The following is an 18890-nucleotide window of genomic DNA, read 5'->3' as shown; positions in this document are numbered from 1 at the left end:
GGAATTGGTAGACGCGCTAGCTTCAGGTGCTAGTATCCTCACGGGTGTGGAAGTTCGAGTCTTCTCCTGGGCACCAAATCAATTATCCGGCTTATCCGGATTTTTTATTGAATAGATTTATTTGTCTGATTAAGCTACAATATCAGACGACAAAATATGTTTGATTCCACAGAGAGGTGGATGAGTGGTTTAAGTCGCACGCCTGGAAAGCGTGTATACGTGAATAGCGTATCGAGGGTTCGAATCCCTTCCTCTCTGCCAATTACTTTTTTAAAAGTTTTTCATCACTTTTAAATCTATATATAAATGGCTAAGTTATCAAAGACTTAGCCATTTTTTATATTTGTATGTTTTAAATCTATTTCTAGTACATACAGATTTTTTTGATTTTTTTATGGTATTTTATGTGTTATCAACAAGGAGTAACACATGCCTAAAATCGTAACGCCTTTGAGCTTGTCTCAAATCAAAACCGCCAAACCCAAAGACAAGGTTTATAAACTTTCCGACGGCGGCGGGCTGGCTTTATGGGTTTTGCCGTCCGGTACTAAATCTTGGCGGCTACAATACCGCCGAGCCGATGGGAAAATGGACACGATGACTTTAGGACTTTTCCCCCGCTTCGGGTTAGCAGATGCTCGCGCTTGGCGGGAGGAGATATTGTCTAAAATTAAAAAGGGCATAAATCCCAAATTGATTTCAGACGACGTAGCCGCAGCATATCGGTTTGAAAATTGTTTGGCGCGGTGGTTTGACAAATGGCGCAAGTCTGGGGGCAAACAGGGGACAGGGAAGAATCCCCGTTATGCGGAGCAGGTCTTGGCTGCGATTGAGCTTAATGTCTTGCCGACATTCAAGGGGCGCGATATTCGGTCAATCACGACGGCGGAAGTTGTCGCGGTGTTGCGCAAGATGGAGCAGCGGCAGGCGTTGGAGTATCTGCGGCGGGTAAAAGGTAACTTGGGGCTGATGTTTGATTATTTTGTTGCTGACGGCTCTATCCCTTCGAATCCTGTTGCGGTCATCGGCAAGCAGGTTTTTGACAAACCGCCCGAACGTCATTTCGATGCTTTGCGATTCGACCAACTCCCCCTTTTAGTTGAACGCCTCGAAACATCAAAAGATATTGGAGACCGAGCGCGGCTTTTAATTTACTGGCAACTGTTGAGCATGACGCGCCCGTCTGAAGCGGCAGGGACTAGACTGTCAGAAATAAATCTCAAGGCAGGCATTTGGGAAATACCTATCGAACGAATGAAGACACGCCCGCATATTGTTCCATTGAGTTCGGCTTTGAAAACTATTTATTTCGAGGCTATCCGCCTTAATGTGAACGGTATTTATTTGTTTGAGGGCGCGGGATTCGCTAAACCCATGTCCTCCGAAACTGTTCGTATAAAACTACGCTCCAAGATGGGACTTAACACAACGGCGCACGGCCTCCGAAGTTTGGCGCGAACATACCTGCGCGAAGTTTATAAAATCCGCAGAGATGTCGGAGAGATGCTACTTTCTCACGGGATATCCGACAAAACAGAACGCGCCTATGATCGCTCCGAACTTTTAGACGAGCGGCTGGAGATGCTCGAGAACTTAGGGCGCGATGTCATGGCTCTTCGCGACCGTTATCGCACTAAATGATGTTATTCGCTATGTGGTCGTCTGAAACATTTCAGACGACCTTTTTTTGTGTTGCCGCCCCTGCGACGACGGGCGGCGCGCGCTCCCCCTCCACGCCCGCGGGCTTTGCGGGGGTGTGTTTTTTTATGCAGCGATAGAGTAGGCGGGAATCCTTATGTTTCATGGGATTTTCGGCTTTTTTGGGGTACTGGTTTTTTATGCGTTTTTATGCAAGATTATGCATTTTCATGCTGATTTATGCACCGCCTTTAAAATACAATAATAAAGCCGTCTGATTTTTTTCAGACGGCTTTTTTCAATCGATTTTTAGGGCTTGTAATAACTGGTCTGTGACGTATTGCAAATCCTCTTTCGGCAATCCCAATAACAGGCGCGATGGTAGGTTTTTACCGGAATTACCATCTTCGTGTTCAGTGGCAATGGCTGCCGCTGAACCGCCGAACCAACCAATTTGCGCGCGGTTGGCATCTGCCTTTTGACGCAGCCAGCGGGCGGCACCGAGACGTCGGAACATTGCCATTCGGGATGCTGTCGACGTTTTCAGGTATAAATATTCTCGTCGGAATCCCAACAGTCCGCGTTCTCCCTCGAACCGAACTAATTCTTTTCCGTTTTCCGTCCGGCTGTATGCGATGCGCCCTGTGTAGTTGTCACCGTATTTTTCCCCGAAAAAACGAAACGGTCGACCGTTCAGCCCTTCGCCATCCCGTATGCGGCGGAACATAAAGCGGTCGCCCTGCCGCTTAGCCATTGGATTGCCGTCAGGCTCCACGTTTGCCCGAATCCGTTCGCGGTTCCGGCGGCGCAGTTCGGTTGCGATTGTACGCAAAAGTTTGGCGCGGACAGACGGCTTGAGTTGCAGTGACAGATGGCGGATTTGCGCGACAAACTCTTCCAATTCTTGCATTTGTTTATCCTTTTAGCAAAAAGGGCGCATGATTGCGCCCCGCATTGATGCCTAAAAAGCCTGTCTCGGCGGCTCCGCCTTGACTTTGTATGTGACCAAACCATTATCATCAAGTCCAGCGATGACGGTCTCAGTCAATTTAAGCTCTATCATCACATCCCACACGTCTGACTCTATCGGTTCAGCTTCAAAAATAAAGGCGCGTGATGATGCGTCCGCACCCGGACACAAAATATCCGGTTGATTTTCTTGTAGCCACTTATTCACAATCAAAAAAAGATACGCAGGATCGCGATGGAACTCCTGAATAAAAATATTGAGCGTGTACTTCGCTTCATAACTCAATGTATTTCGTTTCGGAATAATCTGCCCCGACAAAACCGTCATACGCAGACGGTCAGGGGCGGCTTTAAACTCCGGCAACGTTTCCTGTATGGCAAGACGCAGGCTTTTTGGTTTTTCCATTTTCAGACGACCTTATTTTGTAAACCGCTGTCGCTGTTCTTCGATGCGTTGGCAGTCAATACATAAACAGCAACCCGGTACTGCTTCTCGACGCGCTTCGGGAATGATTTCACCGCACTCTTCACACTCTTGGGCGGATGGCGCGGCGGATTCTTGTTCCTTTTGGCGCAACAGCCAGAATTCGCGCATTTTTTGCTCTAAGTCGCAGGCTTGGTCAATGATGTCGGTCATGGTGTAGCTTTCCCTTCTTCATCGCCTTTGAGGCAGGCTGACAAAGCGTCGCGATAGAGGCGGCATTGTTCAAACGCCGAGCGATAGGCAATCAAGGCGCGAACCATGTCCGCATTGGTTGTAATCTCTTCGGGCGGGTAGGCTTCACACTTCGGCACCGGCGGGCATGACTCGGCAGCCTGTACAGATACCGGTGGATTATGGGTGCAGGCAGTAAGGGCAATGGCTGCGACGAGAACAGAGAGACGTTTCATGTTTTATCTTTCATAGTTTGATGTTTAAAAGGGCGCAATCATGCGCCCCGCTGTTATTTTTTATTGATGGTTTTGGCTACATCTTCGGGCAGTTTTTCAGACGACCATTCATGATGCTTAGTCAGTGCTGCTTCGACTTGGCTGTTTTTTTCAGCCTGCACCTTCATGATTTGGTTTACCTGCTCCTGCAAGCTTTGGGCGCGGGCTTTATAAATCCTGATTGTTGCGTCTTTTGATTTGATGGCGGCTTCCTGCGCGGCGACTGTTTGTGTCAGTGCCTTATTGCTTTTTCGCATGTACATCAAGCCATATCCGAGGACGGCAACGGTCAGGATATAAGACACGACAACAACAATAGCTGTTTTCATATCATCTCCCTTCCTAGGCTTCGCTCACGCCTGCTGCCGCAGTGCCGGTAACGATGGGCAGGTTATAACGCTCCTCTGACGGGAACGATTTAACCGGCTTACCATCAACCAATTTAGACGGCCAGTAGTAGCCATCGATGTCGGCGGCGTTAAACGGCACGATTGATACGGCATTGCCCTGATTACCGCCCCATCCCATAATCTGCCCTTTGGCGTTTTTGCCGCCAACGAAAAACACATGGCCGCCGCCTTTGCGGGATTTCACGGCGATACAGCCATAGGCAGGTTTAGAAAGCTTGGTTAGACCTGCTTCAGACCATGCCTTTGCACGATACCAATCCTTGATGACGGCGCGCCCGCTTTTGCCGAGACAGTACCCGACAAACAGACCGCACCAAGGCGTCTCGTCGTCTGCGTACCACGCTTTTGCAGCATTGGGAAAGTTTCCCATCTCTTTGAGCCAAGACTGGATAATTGGGTTATGTTTTGCACCGACGATTTCTCTTAATCCGAGGTGCCGGCGGGCTTCCGCCATCCAAGGCAATTCAGTCATATTTTTTCCTTTAATTGTGTGTTTCAGATGTTGTCCGACCTTCTTGCATCAGGTTTTTCGATGACTGGCTTACCGCCTGTCGTTTCAAAAATCCTTGATTTGCGGCGATAGGTCGGGTTTTTTTCGGGTTAATTTTGCTGACGTTTCCGCCGCTCCATAACACTGCACCCGTGTGCAGGGCGAGACCGAAAATCAGTAGCCATGTTGTGAGAGATTCGATGGCAAAGGCGGCGGCCAGTGCGAGACTGCAAAACCACACGATAGACAGATAGGCGATTGCCGCACTCAACGGCTTATGCGTCTTGCCGCGCGCGTCAAACATGATGATTCTCAGGGCAGCGGTCAGGGATAAAGCAATGATGGCGGTGGTTTGGACGGTATTCATACCTCTTTTTCCTCTTCCAATTCCGTGTTTTTCAGACAACCTTGGTCAATCAGGCGCATGATTCGCTGCAATCCCAATACCAAACCGGCAGAAAAGAGGGCGGCAGCAGTAAAGCTATTGATGTGTAACTCATCGCCCGGGAGCAGCCAGTTAACAATGTCTTCCGCTCCGTCGTAACCAAAAATACCGCCAACAAAGGACACGGCAAACAACCAAGCCTTATTGATCGGACGTTCTGCCTTTTGGCTTAGGACAAACAGGGATGCGCCGATTAGCGCGCCGAACGCGACGGAGGCATGGACATGGTAGCTTCCGATGACGATAACAGCGGCATTGACGGCGGTGGTGGTTTTATCGTGGGTCATAACGTTTCAATCCCATAGGTTCAGGGTAGATTTTTCTTGTATTTCTTCGTTTTTCGCTGCTTCGTGCAGCCTTATTTTTATGCCGGCGGGCAGCAGGGCAGGGTAGGCGGCCAAGCCGTAATTCGCGGTCAGGATGCGCTCGGTATGCCCTGCCGATGTGCCATAGTGCCGCCATGCGATATTTGCGACGGTGTCGCCTTCTTGCGTTATGTATTCCATTTCAGATTAATTCTGCATCGCAGCGTCTTTCGCCCATGACGGCGGCGGTCGCGTAGTGGGCTTCGCGACGGTAGTCCTCCGCCTGATTTTGCTTCATTTCGGCACGTTCGCCCGCTTTCCCTGATGGTTCCGTATCCGCGTATTTTTCCAACAGTAGGGATTTGGCATAGCAATAGACGGCGCGGCGGTAGTGGATGGTTTTCACGGACTCGCCGTTGATAACGTCGTCTGAATCGCCAGTTTCGGCAAGCGTGGATTTGCCTACCTGAACGGCTGAAATACGGTATTTTTTAAGCTGTCCGTTGACATGTGCGACGGCTTCAAGGGCAGCGTGATATACGCGCGAACTGGATATGTTCGCCTCTATCCGCATGACTTCGCGGAAGTTTGTTAAGTCAATAACGGGAAAAAACGGAATGCTTCGGATTTCGGATTGGTCGAATTCCTGCCGCCCTTGGTCGGGGTTATCGGCGAAAACCATCGTCATGTTTTGTATCCATACTGAAGAAGCCCGCCCGATGTTCAGGCGGGCTTCGGAATAGAGGCGCAGAGGCTTTTACGGATAAGGCCGTCCGCGATTAATCGGGAGGACTTTCCGCAGGCTTGCGCCCGGCGGGGGGAAGATTTCAGCTTTCAAGCTGTTTTTTTGAGTGCGGCAATACGGGATTTGACGCCGATTTTGTCGGAATACTGCAAAGCGGATTCGTAGTAGCCTACGGCACCCTGCACGTCTCCGACTTCTTCGGCACGCTCGCCACATGCTTTGAAAAATTTGGCGCGAACTATGTCCGTCAAATTGATTGTGTGCATGCCTGTCTCGTCATCCGTACTGCTCAAGAGCGCGAGCAATTCAGCATGATTTTCGGGACTTAAATCGGCACCGGTGGCAAATTGCTCTGCCAACTCTTCGACCAACAGGTCAGGCAAGTCGCGGCGGTAGTCGTCTTGCACCTTCATATCATGCTTGATGGCAAACAGGATGTACGGCACGGCAGTATCGAGGTCGCCAATGTCAATCAGCCACAAAAGTGCAGTGGTAAAGACGGGGTCTGATTCAGACGGCGCCCCTGCTTGATACACGTCTTCAAGCCACGGCAGATATTTCAAAATCATGCCTTTTTTGGCTTGGACCTTATCGGAAACCGCTTTGATTTGGCTCAATACGGCACGGTCGGCGTTGAGGGTAGCCAGCAAGCGTCGGTACGGTTCGGCGGCATTGATGTCCTCTCCGTTTTGCGCGGCTTGCTCGGCCAAAACTTGTTGTTTATGTGCTTGGGCGGGTGTCATTATTTTTCTTTCTGTGATGTCGTCTGAAACTCAATCGCCGCAACCCATACGGGGTGAAGCTCGTTTCAGACGACCTTTGATACAGTCAGACGATTTGCGCCTGATTGCTATTTGGCGATTTTGATGTTTTCCACCAAAGCCGCTGCGCCATACTCTTCGACGACATAGCAGATGTTTTCCGATTGGTAGTCTGCGATGCGGTCAAATTCAGGCTCGTCCACCAATTTGCGGCGGTGGCCGCCTTTGTGGAAGTAAATCGACAGATTTTCCAGCGGCGTAACCAGCAGGGTATTTTTCGGGAAATATGGCACGGTAACGACCGGCAGACCGCCCAAGCGTTTTTCGCTCATGATGATGTCGGCTGGACGCAGCTCACTTGCCTTATTACCTGCTTCTTTGATGACTGCGAAGTATTTTTCAGACAACAAAGATTGATGGCAGATAACGGTCATGCCCGGCATGTCGTGGAACTCTTCGTCAATCAGGTTTTCCATCACGTCGGTAACGAGATGGTCGATTGAGGTGTACGGTTTACCTGTACCGATTTCAATTGCATTCGCAGTTCCACCCATGACGTTTGTCGCTGCATTTTCGCGCAGGTGTTGCAACCAGCCTTTTTGAACATCCTGCAAGAGCGGATTGCTGGCAAAGTTGGTGGTCGCAGCGGCAGACGTGCCGTTGAAGCCAATGGCAATCAGGCTCAACGCTTTGGATTTGACGAGCTGGTTATTAATCAGCTTGACGTATTCGGGGTGGGCGCTCCAAGAGTCCATATCGTCGTAGCTGACTTGAGTGTCAAAATTGACTTTTTTGCACAAATACTGGCGGTCGCTCAGGTTGTGATATGGCTTGGGTTGGCGGCGGACGCTGCCGTCGCCGTTTTTGGTATCGGTACGAGAGGCGTTCAAGCCAGTCGATAAGCCGATGATGGAACCGGCAATTTCGGTTTTGCTGATGATGTTGATTTTCTGCAAGAAAGTAGATTGCAGACGTACTGCTTCGCGCATTTTTTGAGATACGGCGGGCTGTACGTTGAATTGTCGCGCAATACCTGCGGCGGTTGTGCCGTTGGCTTTTGCGACGGCATTGATGTATTGCTGAATGTATGGGTGCATTTTTCGCCTTTACTTGTTATCAATATTCGGAATCTGCGACGGTTGTCGCGCCGGTGTGCGCGTCGGCGGCATTGACAGGGGTCGATTCGACTTTTGCTTTAAAGGCCTCGAATTCTTGTCGCAATGTCGCGTAGTCCTCGACGATTTTTCCAGTGATTTGCGCCGATTGCTCCAATTCTTTAGTCAGGACGGCAATTTCTTGGCTGTAATCGATTTTTTGCGGTTCTTGGCTTGGTTGTTCGGGGGCTGGTTTTTTGCTGAACATTGCGTCGTGAATGACGGCAAAAATGCCTTTTTTCTCTGTTTTCGGTTGGGTTTCGGCTTGGGGCATATCTTGACTTTCCATTTGTGTGTATGCAGCGGTGAAATTAGGGTCGTCTGGTGCAATTTGTCGGAATTTGAGCATTGTTGTACCCATCGAGGCGGGCGAGTCGGTCATCGCGAGACCAACCAAATAGGCTTTGCCGGTATCGCCGAACGGCTTCATCAACTCCATCGAGGTGAAGACTTTTTCGCGGTCTTTGATGTAGCCCAGCATTTTTTCAGTCGGGTCGATACGGGCATACAAACGGGTCACGCCGTCGGTCGTTTCGGCTTTGAGTTCGAGGACGTCGCCCAAGCCTGAATAGTCGTTTTTCGGGCTGTATGGGCGGTAGTGTTCCAAGTTGATGCGTGCGCCGTACAACTCGGGGTCATATGCGGCAGCAGCGGCAATGAGGTCAGCGGATTCGATGGTGCGTCCATCAACGGTTGCACCTGATTTGCCGATGCAGAACCATCGGTCGCTAAATTTTTCTTTGGTTGATTGGGCGAATTTATCCATTTTTGCCTGCTGTGATATTTGTCCGCTTTATTTTGTCATTTGCGCGGAGCGAGGCAAGCGTCGGGGGTTTTCCGTGTGATTTTCAAGTCATGCTAAATGGGCGTGTCGGGCGGATTTGCCCGAAAATCGGGGGATTAAAGATATTTTTTGAGCTAATGGAAAAACGTCAGAACATCGAAATCGCGCAGAATATAGACCCGCGCCTTGTGGCGCGTTCTCTTTACTGGCAGGGCTGGAAGATTACCGCTATCGGGCGGCATTTGGGGCTGAAGCCCGCCACAGTGCATTCTTGGAAGCAACGTGAAAACTGGGATGGCGGGACGCCGATGCAGCGCGTCGCCTCTTCTATTGAGGCGCGCTTAATCCAACTCGTCAACCTCCCGAACAAATCGGACAGCGTTTACAAAGAAATGCGCCAGCTTTCCGCACTAATGAGCGGGGAGGGTAGTAAAAGGTCGTCTGAAAAATTGGAAACGCCTCCGAACAACCGCTTTGACGGCGCAGACAAGCCGCCTTTTGACAGCGTGCCGACCATAGACCGTCCGCCGCGTGAACGCACCGAGCGCACCGAACGCAGCCGCACCCGCTCCGTCGAAAAACCGCCGAAAAACTATATCGCGCCCGAGCAGCAGCAGCGCATGATAGAGATTTTCGAAGAGCAGTGTTTCGATTATCAGCGGTATTGGGGCGAGATTTATCGGACGCACCGTTTCCGAAATATCTTAAAAAGCCGCCAAATCGGCGCGACTTTCTACTTCGCCCGCGAAGCCTTCCTGACCAGCCTAAAAACGGGCATCAACTCCATTTTCCTGTCCGCGTCCCGCGCGCAGGCGTATCAGTTCAAGCAATACATCCTAAACCTCTGCAAGATGGTCGATGTCGAGCTTAAAGGCGGAGATACCATCTCGCTGCATAACGGCGCGGAACTGCATTTTTTAGGCACCAATTCACGGACGGCACAGGGGCGCAACGGCAACTTGTACGTCGACGAATATTTCTGGATTCCCGACTTCGAGCGTTTGCAAACGCTGGCCGAGCCGATGGCAAGTCAAAAGCACCTGAAGACGACCTATTTCTCCACGCCGTCGTCCGAAGGCCACCCCGCTTATGGTTTTTGGTCGGGCGCGATGTTTAACGAAGGCCGTCCCAGAAGAGAGCATATCAAGCTCGATTTGAGCCACGCCGCTTTAAAACATGGTCGTCAGGATGCCGACGCGCAATGGCGGCAAATCGTCACGATTCATGATGCGCAGGAATCAGGCTGCAACCTCTTCGATATTGATTACCTGCGCCAGCGCAACTCGCCCGACAAGTTTGCGCAGCTTTTTGAATGTCAATTCGTCCCTGACGGCGAGGGCGTGTTTCACTTTGCCGACCTGCAAGCCTGCGGTGTCGAATCGTGGGATTGGACTTGGTACAAACCTGACATGATGCGTCCGGCGGGAAATATCCCCGTATGGATAGGATACGACCCGAGCTATACCGGCGACGCGTCCGGCTTGGTGGTCGCCGTTCCACCACAACGCAACGGCGAACCATTCAGAATCTTGGAAACACACATGATTAATGGGGCGGACTTCGAATCTCAAGCGAAAATCATTCGCGGCATGACCGAGAAATTCAACGTTACCAAAATCGTCATCGACGCAAACGGTATCGGCGCGGCGGTGTACGACCTTGTTAAAAAATTCTACCCGCCCGCCATCGGCATGACCTACACGCCCGACATTAAAGGGATGATGGTTTTAAAAACGCAGAACCTGCTCAAAAACAAACGTATCGAGTGGGACGCGGGCAAAATCGATTTGCAGATGGCGTTTATGTCCGTCCGCCGCGCAATTACCGCCAGCGGACGAAACATCACTTACGAATCGACGCGCAGCAAAGCCTCCAGTCATGGCGACTTGGCTTGGGCAGCGATGATGTTGTTTTATCAAGAGCCGCTGGACAATGTTGTCAGCGGACGTTTTGAGATTGATAGTTAAAGGATTTTTATGTCTGATTTAAATTCGACAGGCAATGAACCACGCACAGATTTAGAGATTTTCAGTTGGGGTTACGACGAGCGTTTGTCTTGGCTCGGCGCGGCGTGGGAATGCGCCGACAACGGCCATTACTACGAACTGCCCGTCAATCAAGAGGACTTGATCGGATTGCTCCGTGCCGGCGTACATCATTCGTCCGCCCTGCATTGCAAACTGAACGTCCTAACTTCCACATTCGAACCGACCGCGCTTTTGAGCCGCGCCGAATTTAAAAAGCTGGCATTTAATTTCCTCGTAACCGGCAACGGCTATCTGTCAGCGGAGCGCAACCGCTTCGGCAAGGTCTTGGGATTCAAAAACCGCCTGTCCGTCTATATGCGTCGGTCGTCTAAAAAATACGAAAAAGACGGTTACTTCTACCTGCGGTCGCACGTCATCGCGACGGCTGACTTTATCCCCAAATCCGACGTCATCCATTTGATGCAACCCGATTTGGTGCAAGAGGTTTACGGCATCCCCGACTATTTGGCGGGCTTAAGTTCGGCGGAGCTTAACCGCTCGGCGACGACCTTCCGACGCCGCTACTACGACAACGGCAGCCATGCAGGCTTTATCGTGTACGCAACCGACAACAACATCAACAACGACGACTGGAACAATCTCAAGGACCAGTTTAAAAAAGCGCAGCGCGAAGGCAATTTCCGCAATGTCTTCCTGCGCTCGCCCGACGGCAAGTCCGACGGTATCAAACTGATTCCGATTTCAGAGGTGGCGGCCAAAGACGATTTCCTGAATATTAAAAACGTGTCTGCCCAAGACATGCTGACGATACATCGCGTCCCACCGTCATTAATGGGGGTCGTTCCGACGGCAGCAGGCGGATTGGGCGATGCCCGGACGGCGGCGGAAGTGTTCGCCGCGAATGAAATCGAGCCGATACAGGCGGCGTTTCTCGAAGCAAACGACGCATTCGGCGCGGAAGTGTTTAGATTTAAGCCGTACACTTTGGCAACGGTCGGTATCGGGAAATAGGAAAAGGTCGTCTGAAATGTTTCAGACGACCTTTTATTATCCATGTCATCTTTCGAAATACTCGTCCCGCATCCGAATTACCTCGTCCCGCTTATAGAGGTTGTCCCGCCCCACCAACTTCGGCTGCGGTATCAGCCCCGCCCGGCGGCGCGCCCAAATGGTTGTCGTGGACGGCGGCTTTTTGCCCGGTATCGTCCATAGTTTCTTCACTTCGTCCAGGGTAATGTATTCGCCCATTTTTATTCCTTTCCTATTGGTCAGTTTCTATTAATCAGTTTGTCATTCATTGCCTGCGACGCTTCACGGGCGGCGCGGGCGGATTTAAGAACGCTTTCGACGGTGTCGTATTGCGGTTTTTGGTAGCGGACCGTCTTCGCGCGGATATTGGCTTCGTCGGCGGCTTTGATGGCGGCGAAGTCAAAAACAGGTTCTTTCGGGGTCAGTCCGCTGACGAGCGGACGGCGCAGTTTCTCGATACCGTGGATGTATTCGCGGTAGTTTCGTTGTTCTTTTCGGGCGGCTTCGCCACGGATGGCGGTGTCTTTCGCTGCTGCTTCGATTTTTTCGCGTGTTTCGCGGCTCATGTATCCCAGTTCCTCGATGCTGGCCATATCAATCATGTCTTTTTGATATTCGTTTTCCAGTTCCGGGCTTAATCCGGCGTTTGCCAAACCGACGGCGTTTTGCACCGAAAAACCGTGTTTCCAAATAAGCCATTCGGCGGATTCTGTTTTTTCTAGGTCGTTCAGGGTTGCCGCCGCTGGACGGCTGCTTAATTTTTTCGCAGATTCGGGGTCGAATTTCATTTTCGTAGAGTTATTGACACAAGTCCAAGCGGCGGCGGTGCCGCCGTTTTTTTTCAAAACCCACGAATGGACGCGCGAAATTTCGACGCGTCCTGTGGCTTTTTCGTAAACGCCCATGATGCGGTCGGCAGGAATTTCGCCGTAGCAGTTCGGCTCTTTCGCCTCTTCGCGGTACAGTCCGAGACGGACGTTTTTGCGTGATACGGACTCGCCGCCCAAAAGGACGGTAAAACGCATCCAGTCGCCCATGTCGGCAGCCTGTTGGGCGAGCATTAAAAGGCCGTCTGAAGCGTCGGGGTTGATTCGGCGCAGTTCGCGCCAAATAGTGACGGGGCAGCCGCCGATTTGCTGGAACTGGCGGATACCGTGATGACTTGCCCATGCGTCCACGCGGACGGCGGTTTCCGCCATGCTCAACAGCGCGTCAGACTCATAGTCAATGCCCAAGCCTTCGCCGCTTTGACTTTTACCGTCGATGTTTTTGGCGATATATTTGGCGATATAACCGGCAGCCGAGCCGCGCGCCCAGTTGATGGCTTCAAAGTCAACGCGGGCAGAGGCGGGGCTTTGTTTCCAAAATTTAAAATATTTGGATTCCCAGAATTTTGCCTCGGTTTTCAGACCGGCGCGGATGGCGGCGAGCGTAGGCGCGCTGCCTTGTTCTTCACGGATTTTTGATTGGATTCGGCGGGCTTCCGCGTCCGCTTCTTTCGCAGTCGCCAAGTATTTCAAACCCAGCTCTTCGCGGTTTTCGCGACAAGCGTGTTTTGCCACGACGCGGCGGAAGGCAAGGCGGTGTTGCTCTTCCATGAAGACAAGGCCGTGCCAGTGCGGCGTACCGTCGTGATGCGGCTCGGCAACGCGGAATCCGTAGATTTTGATTTTCAGACGACCTAATTCTGCATTGATACGGCCCCATACTTTATTTAAGTATGCCTGCGCCTGCGACGGCGTTTCGCCGCTGAATTTCTCGTTTGGCTTGCCAAAGTGGTGCATACGGTGCATGCGGGAAGGGCAGGTAATCGTAAAAAATTCGCCGACGTGGTTTTTCAGACGGGCGATTTCCTCGAAGCCGCGAATACGCACCATCAATTCGGCGCGACGCAGGGCGGGATTAGATACAGAGACTTCAGACAAAGCCTCAAGCGTGAACTCTTGCCCCAGCTCATTGATGGCAATCATGGTTTGCAACATGGCAAGATTGCGACGCTTTTGAGACAAACGGCGGAAAACCGCTTCATCAGAGGCATAAAGCCCCGTTTTACGGGACACAAAGCCATCCTCGCGGCGGTAGCGTTCGGCGGCGCGCGCGAAAATGCGGCGAAGCTGGCGACGCCAGAATTTAGAGGCTTGCAGGCGGGCTTCGATGGCTTCGGGGATTTTGTCCTTGAATACTTTTTTGGTATCGATGCCGTATTCGGCGGCGGCATAGTGGATCAGACCGGCGAGGCTCCAGCCGATACGTTTTTTAAAATAGATGTCCTTGGCTGCGCTATCAGCAAGGACGCGGATGTCGTCGTCCGAAGCATCCAAACCTGCCGAACGGACGGCAGGCGGCAATACGGTCAGATTGTCGAGCAGGGTTTTCAGACCGTCTTCGGCGCGAACACGCGCGGCGGCGGGCTGAATGCCGCTGTCCAACTGACGAACGACTAAATCGGTAAAGAACGAACGCGCTTTTGACGCCTCGGCAGGTTTCAGGCTTTCAAAGCCTTCACGCAACACGGGCGGAATCAGCAAAAAGGCTTTGGCGGCGTAGTCTTGCTGCGCCGCCTTTGCATTTGCTGTTTGAATTGATATGCCCATGATTTGTCCTGCCTAGTAAGTGGCGGGCTTCAGCCCGCCCTATGTCTCAATGCTTTAAATAATCTTGAATTCTTTCTTCGATTTCCGCGTCCAGCTTTTTCTGCTCGATTTTGTAGTCCACATAGAGCCAAACGCCGAGCGCGGCGGCAAAAACAATGCCGATAACTGCGATGATGCTCATTGCCCCACCTCCTGCGGAATTTCAGCGTCGCCGCCCATGTGGTCGAATGTCGGCGATTCGTAAGCGCGGACAACGTCCGTTTCAGGCAGCGTTTGCGGCGGATTCGGTATGTTTCCGTGAGTCGAACCAAGCATAAAAGACGAGGCGGCGAGCATCAGGGCGAGGATGATGTAGCGGATTTTGATTTTCATGATATTTCCTTGTTGGGTCGGGTTCAGGCAGCCTTAAGGTCGTCTGAAACAGGGTTTACTTTCATTTTTCTGCCGGCGTAGGCGGCGCGGGCTATTTTTTCGTCGATGGCTTCAAGCTGTCGGACGGCTTCGGAAAGCTGAAGAACCGGCAAGCCCAAGCTGAACACTACGTTTTGCTGATTCAGCATATTGCCCAGTCGGGCGATTTCCTTTATCAACTTCTGACTGTCTTCCAGAGCCTTGCTTTGCTCCGGCGTAACCAGCCAACTTCTGACGACTTCCGCATCGTTGTAAGCCGCCAACGGCTGACGGCCTGCATTTCGTTCCAAGAACGCGTCACGCTCCAAGCCGTTCATGATTTTTGCGTTTTTGGTTTTACTGCTTGCCAACGTTTCACCGATATTTCGAATTGCATCAGCATGGGCTTTAGTCTTGAAAAGACGCGACTGCCGCCCTGGGAATCCCCATTTCGGGACGATTTCGCCGTTCATTTTTTTTCCCTTTACAACAAATTTTTCTGACTGCTTTCGCCGTGCTGTTCGACGATTTCGTCTGCCGTCATCTGCGGCGGCACCAAGGCAGGGTTTTGATGCAGCGGACTGGGCGGGGAGATGGTTTTAATAACTTCCGTCGCCGCCACGCCCGACCAGCCGCATGAAGCATTCAGGCATTGCACAGAGCTATAACGGACGCGGTCTGTCATCTTCCGACTCGCCGTTACCTTGCAGCGGCTGCCGCAGCAAGGGCAGGTAATCTGCACCCGCATATTTCCGTGTTCCGCCTTACTGATGTTGCGCTGCGCCATTTTCATTTCTCCGTTTCAGGTCTGCCGATGCCGCCTCAAACGCACGCAGATACATTTCCGCGTATTCCAGCGCAGCCTCGGCGGCGAATGCAGACAAAGACTTGCCGGAGGCAAAGGCAGCCTGCTCGAGTAAATCCAACTCTTCGCCGTAGGCTTCGATTTCAATCACGCCGAACGGCGCGCGCGGCGCGGCGGGATACACATCGGCGGCGCGATGGTCTTCGATTTTGTGAATACAGTATTGGCACATGACGTTTCCTTTTTGGTTGATGCCGACTGTCCGGCGGGTCAAGCGTCTTTCCGCTTTGTCATCACTCCGTTACAATGTCATTTCCAGTAACCATCAACGGAGAAACTAAAATGTCTCAAAAAAGCTATGAAAAAGCCCTTGAACTGACTACCGAAATTATCAAGTCCGGCAATAGCGCCTTACTTGGCAATTTTGCTCATGGTCGGGATCGGGCTATCCATCTTGCGGAATTCGTTGAAACCCTCGCCGACCGACTTGAGCAAATCGAATCTAAGCATCTTCAATAAGCCGTAATGCCCGAATCAAGTTATCTGCCAAGCTTTCCGGTGGTAGGCTTGAGTTTCTAGCCGCTGTCAGAACAACTTCTTTGATGGCGGCTTTTTCCTGCTCGGCTTTTGCCGATTCATACGCCCGCGCAATCCATCCCTGCCATGCGTAATCAATGCTGATATCGTCGTAGTAGACATCACCATCATCATCAACTAAGGTTTTCAGGCGGTCTTCGTGGTTTCGGACTTTGCACCACGCCTCAAAATTCATGCGTTCTACATCTTCTTTCACTACGATTTCTTTCATCTTTCTGCTCCTTGATTGGGGTTGATGTCGTCTGAAATTTGTTTGTACTGCACTGGAAACTTTGCTTTTAGAAAATTCATTTGGGCTTTCGGAATGCCGTTTTTCTGCCATTGAGAAACCGCCCCCCGAGTTATTCCGCAGATTTCTGCAACTGCTGAAACGCCTCCCAATTCTTTAATGAACTTGACTTGCTGGTCTGTTTTCATTTTTCTTTCCTTTTTAAAGTTTAGTGAACTATACAATCCTAAACTTGTCTAGTCAAGCATACTAAACAATTAATAGTTTAGAATTCTAAATAATCATTGTTTTTACTAAGTATTTTTTAGCTGGGATTTTTTTGCGATGGACTTGAAAGGCAGACTTCAGGAATTGATGGATGAACACGGTCTAATTACTCAACAGGACTTGGCAGACTTCGCAGGTGTCTCAAAAGGTCTTGTCGGGCAGTGGTTCAATGGGCAGACTGGCTTAGGAAAAAAGCCGTTATTGGCATTTGAGAAGAAGACAAACTTTTCTACTCGATGGCTGGCAGATGGTTTAGGTGATAAGTATAGGAAGGATTTAGGAATGTATAGGTCGTCTGAAAACCTTTCAGACGACCCTTCAGACGACCATATCCGTTTCGAACGGCTGGACGTTATCGCTGCGCTGGGCGACGGATACATCAACAACGAGACGGCGGAGGTCGTCGATTTCGTCCATGTCGATAAAGCATGGGCGCGCGAAAAACTCGGAGGCAATCTATCCCGTATCCAAGTCATCACCGCGCGCGGCGATTCGATGCAAGGCACCATCGAGGACGGCGACGTACTCTTCGTCGATACCTCCGTGCGCTCATTCGAGGGCGAGGGCGTTTACCTCCTGTCCTTCGCCGACGGCCTAAAAGCCAAACGCCTGCAAGCCTCCGTCGGCGGCGGCCTGCTGGTCATCAGCGACAACCCGCTATACCGCACCGAAACCATCGAAAACGACAAGTTGGAAAAACTAACCATCTGCGGCAAAGTCCGCGGCGCATGGCATTTGTCGGGATTTTGAGACAAGCGGCAGGGTGGCTGCCCAATCCGAGTTACCTGAAATCGAACTCTGTCGTCAGCCTGAACGAATTCAGCGGTTTGACGGTACACGGTAAATTTTGAAAGGTTTTGCCGCTGGATTTTCGGGATATTTATGATTTGGCAATGGTAAAAAAACAATTGTAATTAACTTAAAAGTTAACTATTATGGCGGAATTGATTTATAAGGGTTTGGTGTACGGCTGCGTCCTGTCTGACGAAGCTGTCGAACAAATCGGATTCGACGGGGAAAACCTGCCGGAGCGTATTTGCGGTGAAGACTCGGAAGAGCTTTGGGTTCGCATCATCCGTTATTGCGATGGTGAAAAGCTGATAGAGCCATTCGAGCTCAACTGTGAAGGACTCCCTTTCTGGGCAGTCAAAACCGCCCGACCCGAAAGCCTGCGGGCTTATTTTTGGCATGACGGAAACAATATGGTCATCAGCCATTTCATCAAGAAAAACACTCAAAAACTTACCCGTGAAGACCATCATAAAATGCGCTTGATTATGGATTCTTACAATCGTAATGGAGGCTTTTGATATGAATATGCCGATACTCAATAAATTGCTCGGACGTTTCGACTTCCGCAAAAAACATAACCGTACCGACTTGAATATCCAAGCTGTTGACCAGCTGCGCGAAGCCATGGAAAGCAAAGGAATCAGACAGAAAGATATTGCGGAAAAGCTGGGTATTTCTCCCGCTGCGGTATCTAAAACGCTGTCGATGTCTGAAAAAAATCTTGAATTGAACACCATCGCGGATTTTGCGACGGCTATGGAACTGCGTTTTTCTTTGTCCCTTGCTCCTGATCCGCACTGCGCCGATAAACACGCCGCTATCAAAAAAGAGCTTGAGCATTTCAGTTACAGTAGTAAAGCTGTGCTTATCAATATCCCTCTAGATGTCGATACCATTCGAGATATTAATACCCTTCAAAATATCAATACCCTTCTAGATATTAATACCCTGCGAGATGATAAGGAGCAACTCAAATTCGGCGAATTTAGGGAAATTTCGGTCTCTTTGAAAGCGGAGGGTGTATGAAAATCATTCTGACCGACATCGCGCCGTTAAATCTGAATATTGACACTGGCGGTTTGCGTGCCGTCCCCGTCTCCGGCGATGCGCCGATTTTGAATGTTGAAGAACGCCTTGAACTTCAGGCTGACGGCTTCAGGGTGGCAGTCAATGCCCCTGCTATCGAAGTCAGATGTTTGGCGGTCTATCAATATCTGTCCAAATCAGACGAAGCCATACGACCTTTAATTGATATTAATATGGCTTACTTGGCGGCTTTTGATGTGATTTCCGATCCCCCTGTGGATTTGACTGAAATGGGAAGCAATCCTGAAAAAATGCGGATTTTGCTCGACTTTACCGAACAAGCCGTCCGTTTCAAAATCAGCACTATCCTGAATCAGTTCGGCATCCGCACCCGCTATCCTTTGGCGGCTTTCGAGGTCAATTTATAGTTTTTATTCTTAAAACAATAAAAGGTCGTCTGAAATATTTCAGGCGACCTTTCTGATAAGGGTGTACGTCTTAATTTGGTATTTGTCGGGATTTTGAGACAAGCGGCAGGGTGG

29 protein-coding genes and 2 tRNA genes (1 of these 31 cut by a window edge) are annotated in these 18890 nt (G+C 50.7%); 10 read left to right on the top strand and 21 right to left on the bottom strand.

Translation table 11 applies throughout. From position 1 onward, the window contains the following. The 3 genes from HMPREF3050_RS14760 to HMPREF3050_RS03385 all read left to right on the top strand — a co-directional run. Positions 1–76, top strand: a tRNA-Leu gene (locus HMPREF3050_RS14760) (it extends 134 nt beyond the left edge of the window). 94 nt (positions 77–170) lie between these two features. Then, a tRNA-Ser gene (locus HMPREF3050_RS03390) sits at positions 171–261 on the top strand. Between the two features lie 168 nt (positions 262–429). After that, on the top strand, positions 430–1641 hold the full coding sequence (locus HMPREF3050_RS03385) for a tyrosine-type recombinase/integrase (protein ID WP_070773449.1): 1212 nt from the start codon (positions 430–432) through the stop codon (positions 1639–1641). Positions 1642–1936: 295 nt separating this feature from the next. On the opposite strand, the gene HMPREF3050_RS03380 is transcribed toward HMPREF3050_RS03385, so the two are convergent. The 13 genes from HMPREF3050_RS03380 to HMPREF3050_RS03320 form a co-directional block, all read right to left on the bottom strand. Continuing rightward, a complete protein-coding gene (locus HMPREF3050_RS03380; protein ID WP_070773448.1) occupies positions 1937–2548 on the bottom strand; it encodes a phage virion morphogenesis family protein in 612 nt (203 codons plus the stop codon). 51 nt (positions 2549–2599) lie between these two features. Then, on the bottom strand, positions 2600–3013 hold the full coding sequence (locus HMPREF3050_RS03375) for a phage tail protein (RefSeq protein WP_070773447.1): 414 nt from the start codon (positions 3011–3013) through the stop codon (positions 2600–2602). Between the two features lie 12 nt (positions 3014–3025). Next, a complete protein-coding gene (locus tag HMPREF3050_RS03370) occupies positions 3026–3244 on the bottom strand; it encodes a TraR/DksA C4-type zinc finger protein (RefSeq protein ID WP_070773446.1) in 219 nt (72 codons plus the stop codon). Then, on the bottom strand, positions 3241–3498 hold the full coding sequence (lysC, locus tag HMPREF3050_RS03365) for an Rz1-like lysis system protein LysC (protein WP_070679137.1): 258 nt from the start codon (positions 3496–3498) through the stop codon (positions 3241–3243). The genes HMPREF3050_RS03370 and lysC overlap by 4 nt, the downstream gene beginning before the upstream one ends. 53 nt (positions 3499–3551) lie before the next feature. Next, complete coding sequence (locus HMPREF3050_RS03360; protein WP_045074435.1) at positions 3552–3866, bottom strand: twin transmembrane helix small protein; 315 nt, start codon at positions 3864–3866, stop codon at positions 3552–3554. Positions 3867–3879: 13 nt separating this feature from the next. Then, complete coding sequence (locus HMPREF3050_RS03355; RefSeq protein ID WP_070773445.1) at positions 3880–4419, bottom strand: NlpC/P60 family protein; 540 nt, start codon at positions 4417–4419, stop codon at positions 3880–3882. Positions 4420–4429: 10 nt separating this feature from the next. Next, positions 4430–4804, bottom strand: a complete 375-nt coding sequence (locus HMPREF3050_RS03350; protein ID WP_070679139.1) for a phage holin family protein — start codon at positions 4802–4804, stop codon at positions 4430–4432. Next, positions 4801–5169, bottom strand: coding sequence for a putative holin (locus HMPREF3050_RS03345; RefSeq protein ID WP_070773444.1), 369 nt, complete (start codon positions 5167–5169; stop codon positions 4801–4803). The genes HMPREF3050_RS03350 and HMPREF3050_RS03345 overlap by 4 nt, the downstream gene beginning before the upstream one ends. A 6-nt stretch (positions 5170–5175) precedes the next feature. Continuing rightward, on the bottom strand, positions 5176–5388 hold the full coding sequence (locus HMPREF3050_RS03340; protein ID WP_070773443.1) for a tail protein X: 213 nt from the start codon (positions 5386–5388) through the stop codon (positions 5176–5178). 1 nt (position 5389) lies between these two features. Then, a complete protein-coding gene (locus tag HMPREF3050_RS03335) occupies positions 5390–5875 on the bottom strand; it encodes a head completion/stabilization protein (RefSeq protein WP_246830216.1) in 486 nt (161 codons plus the stop codon). A 146-nt stretch (positions 5876–6021) separates the two neighbouring features. After that, positions 6022–6675, bottom strand: a complete 654-nt coding sequence (gene gpM / locus HMPREF3050_RS03330; protein WP_070773442.1) for a phage terminase small subunit — start codon at positions 6673–6675, stop codon at positions 6022–6024. Between the two features lie 107 nt (positions 6676–6782). After that, on the bottom strand, positions 6783–7790 hold the full coding sequence (locus HMPREF3050_RS03325; protein ID WP_070773441.1) for a phage major capsid protein, P2 family: 1008 nt from the start codon (positions 7788–7790) through the stop codon (positions 6783–6785). Positions 7791–7809: 19 nt separating this feature from the next. Beyond that, on the bottom strand, positions 7810–8613 hold the full coding sequence (locus HMPREF3050_RS03320) for a GPO family capsid scaffolding protein (protein ID WP_070773440.1): 804 nt from the start codon (positions 8611–8613) through the stop codon (positions 7810–7812). Positions 8614–8768: 155 nt separating this feature from the next. On the opposite strand from HMPREF3050_RS03320, the gene HMPREF3050_RS03315 reads away from it, so the two are divergent. Together HMPREF3050_RS03315 and HMPREF3050_RS03310 are read left to right on the top strand one after the other, a co-directional pair. Beyond that, a complete protein-coding gene (locus HMPREF3050_RS03315) occupies positions 8769–10598 on the top strand; it encodes a terminase large subunit domain-containing protein (protein WP_070773439.1) in 1830 nt (609 codons plus the stop codon). A gap of 9 nt (positions 10599–10607) precedes the next feature. Next, the gene (locus HMPREF3050_RS03310; RefSeq protein ID WP_070773438.1) at positions 10608–11630 is read left to right on the top strand and encodes a phage portal protein; all 1023 of its coding nucleotides are present in this window, start codon (positions 10608–10610) and stop codon (positions 11628–11630) included. Between the two features lie 257 nt (positions 11631–11887). On the opposite strand, the gene HMPREF3050_RS03300 is transcribed toward HMPREF3050_RS03310, so the two are convergent. The 6 genes from HMPREF3050_RS03300 to HMPREF3050_RS03280 are packed head-to-tail and all read right to left on the bottom strand — an operon-like array spanning position 11888 to position 15711. Further along, positions 11888–14242 carry a replication endonuclease gene (locus HMPREF3050_RS03300; protein ID WP_070773436.1) on the bottom strand — a complete coding sequence of 785 codons (2355 nt, stop codon included), beginning with the start codon at positions 14240–14242 and terminating at the stop codon, positions 11888–11890. A gap of 46 nt (positions 14243–14288) precedes the next feature. Continuing rightward, complete coding sequence (locus HMPREF3050_RS15110; RefSeq protein WP_283122376.1) at positions 14289–14423, bottom strand: hypothetical protein; 135 nt, start codon at positions 14421–14423, stop codon at positions 14289–14291. Next, complete coding sequence (locus HMPREF3050_RS03295; RefSeq protein WP_070679150.1) at positions 14420–14614, bottom strand: hypothetical protein; 195 nt, start codon at positions 14612–14614, stop codon at positions 14420–14422. Before HMPREF3050_RS03295 ends, HMPREF3050_RS15110 begins: the two co-directional genes overlap by 4 nt. A 23-nt stretch (positions 14615–14637) precedes the next feature. Further along, entirely contained in the window at positions 14638–15105 is a 468-nt protein-coding gene (locus tag HMPREF3050_RS03290) for a hypothetical protein (protein WP_070773435.1), read from the bottom strand. A gap of 11 nt (positions 15106–15116) precedes the next feature. Beyond that, positions 15117–15419 (bottom strand): ogr/Delta-like zinc finger family protein, encoded by a 303-nt coding sequence (locus HMPREF3050_RS03285; protein WP_168166253.1) that lies wholly within the window; start codon positions 15417–15419, stop codon positions 15117–15119. Next, positions 15397–15711, bottom strand: a complete 315-nt coding sequence (locus HMPREF3050_RS03280) for a type II toxin -antitoxin system TacA 1-like antitoxin (protein WP_141758394.1) — start codon at positions 15709–15711, stop codon at positions 15397–15399. Before HMPREF3050_RS03280 ends, HMPREF3050_RS03285 begins: the two co-directional genes overlap by 23 nt. Positions 15712–15779: 68 nt before the next feature. Here HMPREF3050_RS03280 and HMPREF3050_RS14540 point away from each other — a divergent pair, with 68 nt between their 5' ends. Next, a complete protein-coding gene (locus tag HMPREF3050_RS14540) occupies positions 15780–15956 on the top strand; it encodes a hypothetical protein (protein ID WP_168166252.1) in 177 nt (58 codons plus the stop codon). Here the strand turns inward: HMPREF3050_RS14540 and HMPREF3050_RS03275 are convergent. Together HMPREF3050_RS03275 and HMPREF3050_RS03270 are read right to left on the bottom strand one after the other, a co-directional pair. Then, positions 15940–16245 carry a hypothetical protein gene (locus HMPREF3050_RS03275; RefSeq protein ID WP_070773432.1) on the bottom strand — a complete coding sequence of 102 codons (306 nt, stop codon included), beginning with the start codon at positions 16243–16245 and terminating at the stop codon, positions 15940–15942. The two genes, HMPREF3050_RS14540 and HMPREF3050_RS03275, sit on opposite strands and share 17 nt — an antisense overlap. Next, complete coding sequence (locus tag HMPREF3050_RS03270; protein ID WP_070773431.1) at positions 16242–16451, bottom strand: Cro/CI family transcriptional regulator; 210 nt, start codon at positions 16449–16451, stop codon at positions 16242–16244. The genes HMPREF3050_RS03275 and HMPREF3050_RS03270 overlap by 4 nt, the downstream gene beginning before the upstream one ends. 361 nt (positions 16452–16812) lie before the next feature. On the opposite strand from HMPREF3050_RS03270, the gene HMPREF3050_RS13195 reads away from it, so the two are divergent. The 4 genes from HMPREF3050_RS13195 (at position 16813) to HMPREF3050_RS03250 (ending at position 18776) form a co-directional block, all read left to right on the top strand. Beyond that, entirely contained in the window at positions 16813–17280 is a 468-nt protein-coding gene (locus tag HMPREF3050_RS13195) for a S24 family peptidase (protein ID WP_246830215.1), read from the top strand. A 185-nt stretch (positions 17281–17465) separates the two neighbouring features. Beyond that, positions 17466–17840, top strand: a complete 375-nt coding sequence (locus HMPREF3050_RS03260; RefSeq protein WP_070773430.1) for a hypothetical protein — start codon at positions 17466–17468, stop codon at positions 17838–17840. Between the two features lies 1 nt (position 17841). Further along, positions 17842–18348, top strand: coding sequence for a helix-turn-helix domain-containing protein (locus tag HMPREF3050_RS03255; RefSeq protein WP_070679161.1), 507 nt, complete (start codon positions 17842–17844; stop codon positions 18346–18348). After that, positions 18345–18776 (top strand): hypothetical protein, encoded by a 432-nt coding sequence (locus HMPREF3050_RS03250; RefSeq protein WP_070773429.1) that lies wholly within the window; start codon positions 18345–18347, stop codon positions 18774–18776. Before HMPREF3050_RS03255 ends, HMPREF3050_RS03250 begins: the two co-directional genes overlap by 4 nt. Positions 18777–18890 lie beyond the last annotated feature (114 nt).

Source organism: Neisseria sp. HMSC065D04, assembly GCF_001815675.1.
GTDB lineage: Bacteria > Pseudomonadota > Gammaproteobacteria > Burkholderiales > Neisseriaceae > Neisseria.
This window is presented reverse-complemented; position numbering and strand designations above follow the sequence as displayed.

Excerpts from the sequence above, each read along its gene's own strand:
- HMPREF3050_RS03270 (WP_070773431.1), bottom strand. The coding sequence starts at position 16,451 with ATGAAAACAGACCAGCAAGTCAAGTTCATTAAAGAATTGGGAGGCGTT.
- HMPREF3050_RS03385 (WP_070773449.1), top strand. The coding sequence starts at position 430 with ATGCCTAAAATCGTAACGCCTTTGAGCTTGTCTCAAATCAAAACCGCC.
- HMPREF3050_RS03250 (WP_070773429.1), top strand. The coding sequence starts at position 18,345 with ATGAAAATCATTCTGACCGACATCGCGCCGTTAAATCTGAATATTGAC.
- HMPREF3050_RS03325 (WP_070773441.1), bottom strand. The coding sequence starts at position 7,790 with ATGCACCCATACATTCAGCAATACATCAATGCCGTCGCAAAAGCCAAC.
- HMPREF3050_RS03370 (WP_070773446.1), bottom strand. The coding sequence starts at position 3,244 with ATGACCGACATCATTGACCAAGCCTGCGACTTAGAGCAAAAAATGCGC.
- HMPREF3050_RS03360 (WP_045074435.1), bottom strand. The coding sequence starts at position 3,866 with ATGAAAACAGCTATTGTTGTTGTCGTGTCTTATATCCTGACCGTTGCC.
- HMPREF3050_RS15110 (WP_283122376.1), bottom strand. The coding sequence starts at position 14,423 with ATGAGCATCATCGCAGTTATCGGCATTGTTTTTGCCGCCGCGCTCGGC.
- HMPREF3050_RS03345 (WP_070773444.1), bottom strand. The coding sequence starts at position 5,169 with ATGACCCACGATAAAACCACCACCGCCGTCAATGCCGCTGTTATCGTC.
- HMPREF3050_RS03350 (WP_070679139.1), bottom strand. The coding sequence starts at position 4,804 with ATGAATACCGTCCAAACCACCGCCATCATTGCTTTATCCCTGACCGCT.
- HMPREF3050_RS14540 (WP_168166252.1), top strand. The coding sequence starts at position 15,780 with ATGTCTCAAAAAAGCTATGAAAAAGCCCTTGAACTGACTACCGAAATT.
- HMPREF3050_RS03285 (WP_168166253.1), bottom strand. The coding sequence starts at position 15,419 with ATGGCGCAGCGCAACATCAGTAAGGCGGAACACGGAAATATGCGGGTG.
- HMPREF3050_RS03255 (WP_070679161.1), top strand. The coding sequence starts at position 17,842 with ATGAATATGCCGATACTCAATAAATTGCTCGGACGTTTCGACTTCCGC.
- HMPREF3050_RS03295 (WP_070679150.1), bottom strand. The coding sequence starts at position 14,614 with ATGAAAATCAAAATCCGCTACATCATCCTCGCCCTGATGCTCGCCGCC.
- HMPREF3050_RS03355 (WP_070773445.1), bottom strand. The coding sequence starts at position 4,419 with ATGACTGAATTGCCTTGGATGGCGGAAGCCCGCCGGCACCTCGGATTA.
- HMPREF3050_RS03375 (WP_070773447.1), bottom strand. The coding sequence starts at position 3,013 with ATGGAAAAACCAAAAAGCCTGCGTCTTGCCATACAGGAAACGTTGCCG.
- HMPREF3050_RS03335 (WP_246830216.1), bottom strand. The coding sequence starts at position 5,875 with ATGACGATGGTTTTCGCCGATAACCCCGACCAAGGGCGGCAGGAATTC.
- HMPREF3050_RS13195 (WP_246830215.1), top strand. The coding sequence starts at position 16,813 with ATGTATAGGTCGTCTGAAAACCTTTCAGACGACCCTTCAGACGACCAT.
- HMPREF3050_RS03275 (WP_070773432.1), bottom strand. The coding sequence starts at position 16,245 with ATGAAAGAAATCGTAGTGAAAGAAGATGTAGAACGCATGAATTTTGAG.
- HMPREF3050_RS03320 (WP_070773440.1), bottom strand. The coding sequence starts at position 8,613 with ATGGATAAATTCGCCCAATCAACCAAAGAAAAATTTAGCGACCGATGG.
- HMPREF3050_RS03340 (WP_070773443.1), bottom strand. The coding sequence starts at position 5,388 with ATGGAATACATAACGCAAGAAGGCGACACCGTCGCAAATATCGCATGG.
- HMPREF3050_RS03315 (WP_070773439.1), top strand. The coding sequence starts at position 8,769 with ATGGAAAAACGTCAGAACATCGAAATCGCGCAGAATATAGACCCGCGC.
- HMPREF3050_RS03290 (WP_070773435.1), bottom strand. The coding sequence starts at position 15,105 with ATGAACGGCGAAATCGTCCCGAAATGGGGATTCCCAGGGCGGCAGTCG.
- gpM (WP_070773442.1), bottom strand. The coding sequence starts at position 6,675 with ATGACACCCGCCCAAGCACATAAACAACAAGTTTTGGCCGAGCAAGCC.
- HMPREF3050_RS03380 (WP_070773448.1), bottom strand. The coding sequence starts at position 2,548 with ATGCAAGAATTGGAAGAGTTTGTCGCGCAAATCCGCCATCTGTCACTG.
- HMPREF3050_RS03300 (WP_070773436.1), bottom strand. The coding sequence starts at position 14,242 with ATGGGCATATCAATTCAAACAGCAAATGCAAAGGCGGCGCAGCAAGAC.
- HMPREF3050_RS03260 (WP_070773430.1), top strand. The coding sequence starts at position 17,466 with ATGGCGGAATTGATTTATAAGGGTTTGGTGTACGGCTGCGTCCTGTCT.
- HMPREF3050_RS03310 (WP_070773438.1), top strand. The coding sequence starts at position 10,608 with ATGTCTGATTTAAATTCGACAGGCAATGAACCACGCACAGATTTAGAG.
- lysC (WP_070679137.1), bottom strand. The coding sequence starts at position 3,498 with ATGAAACGTCTCTCTGTTCTCGTCGCAGCCATTGCCCTTACTGCCTGC.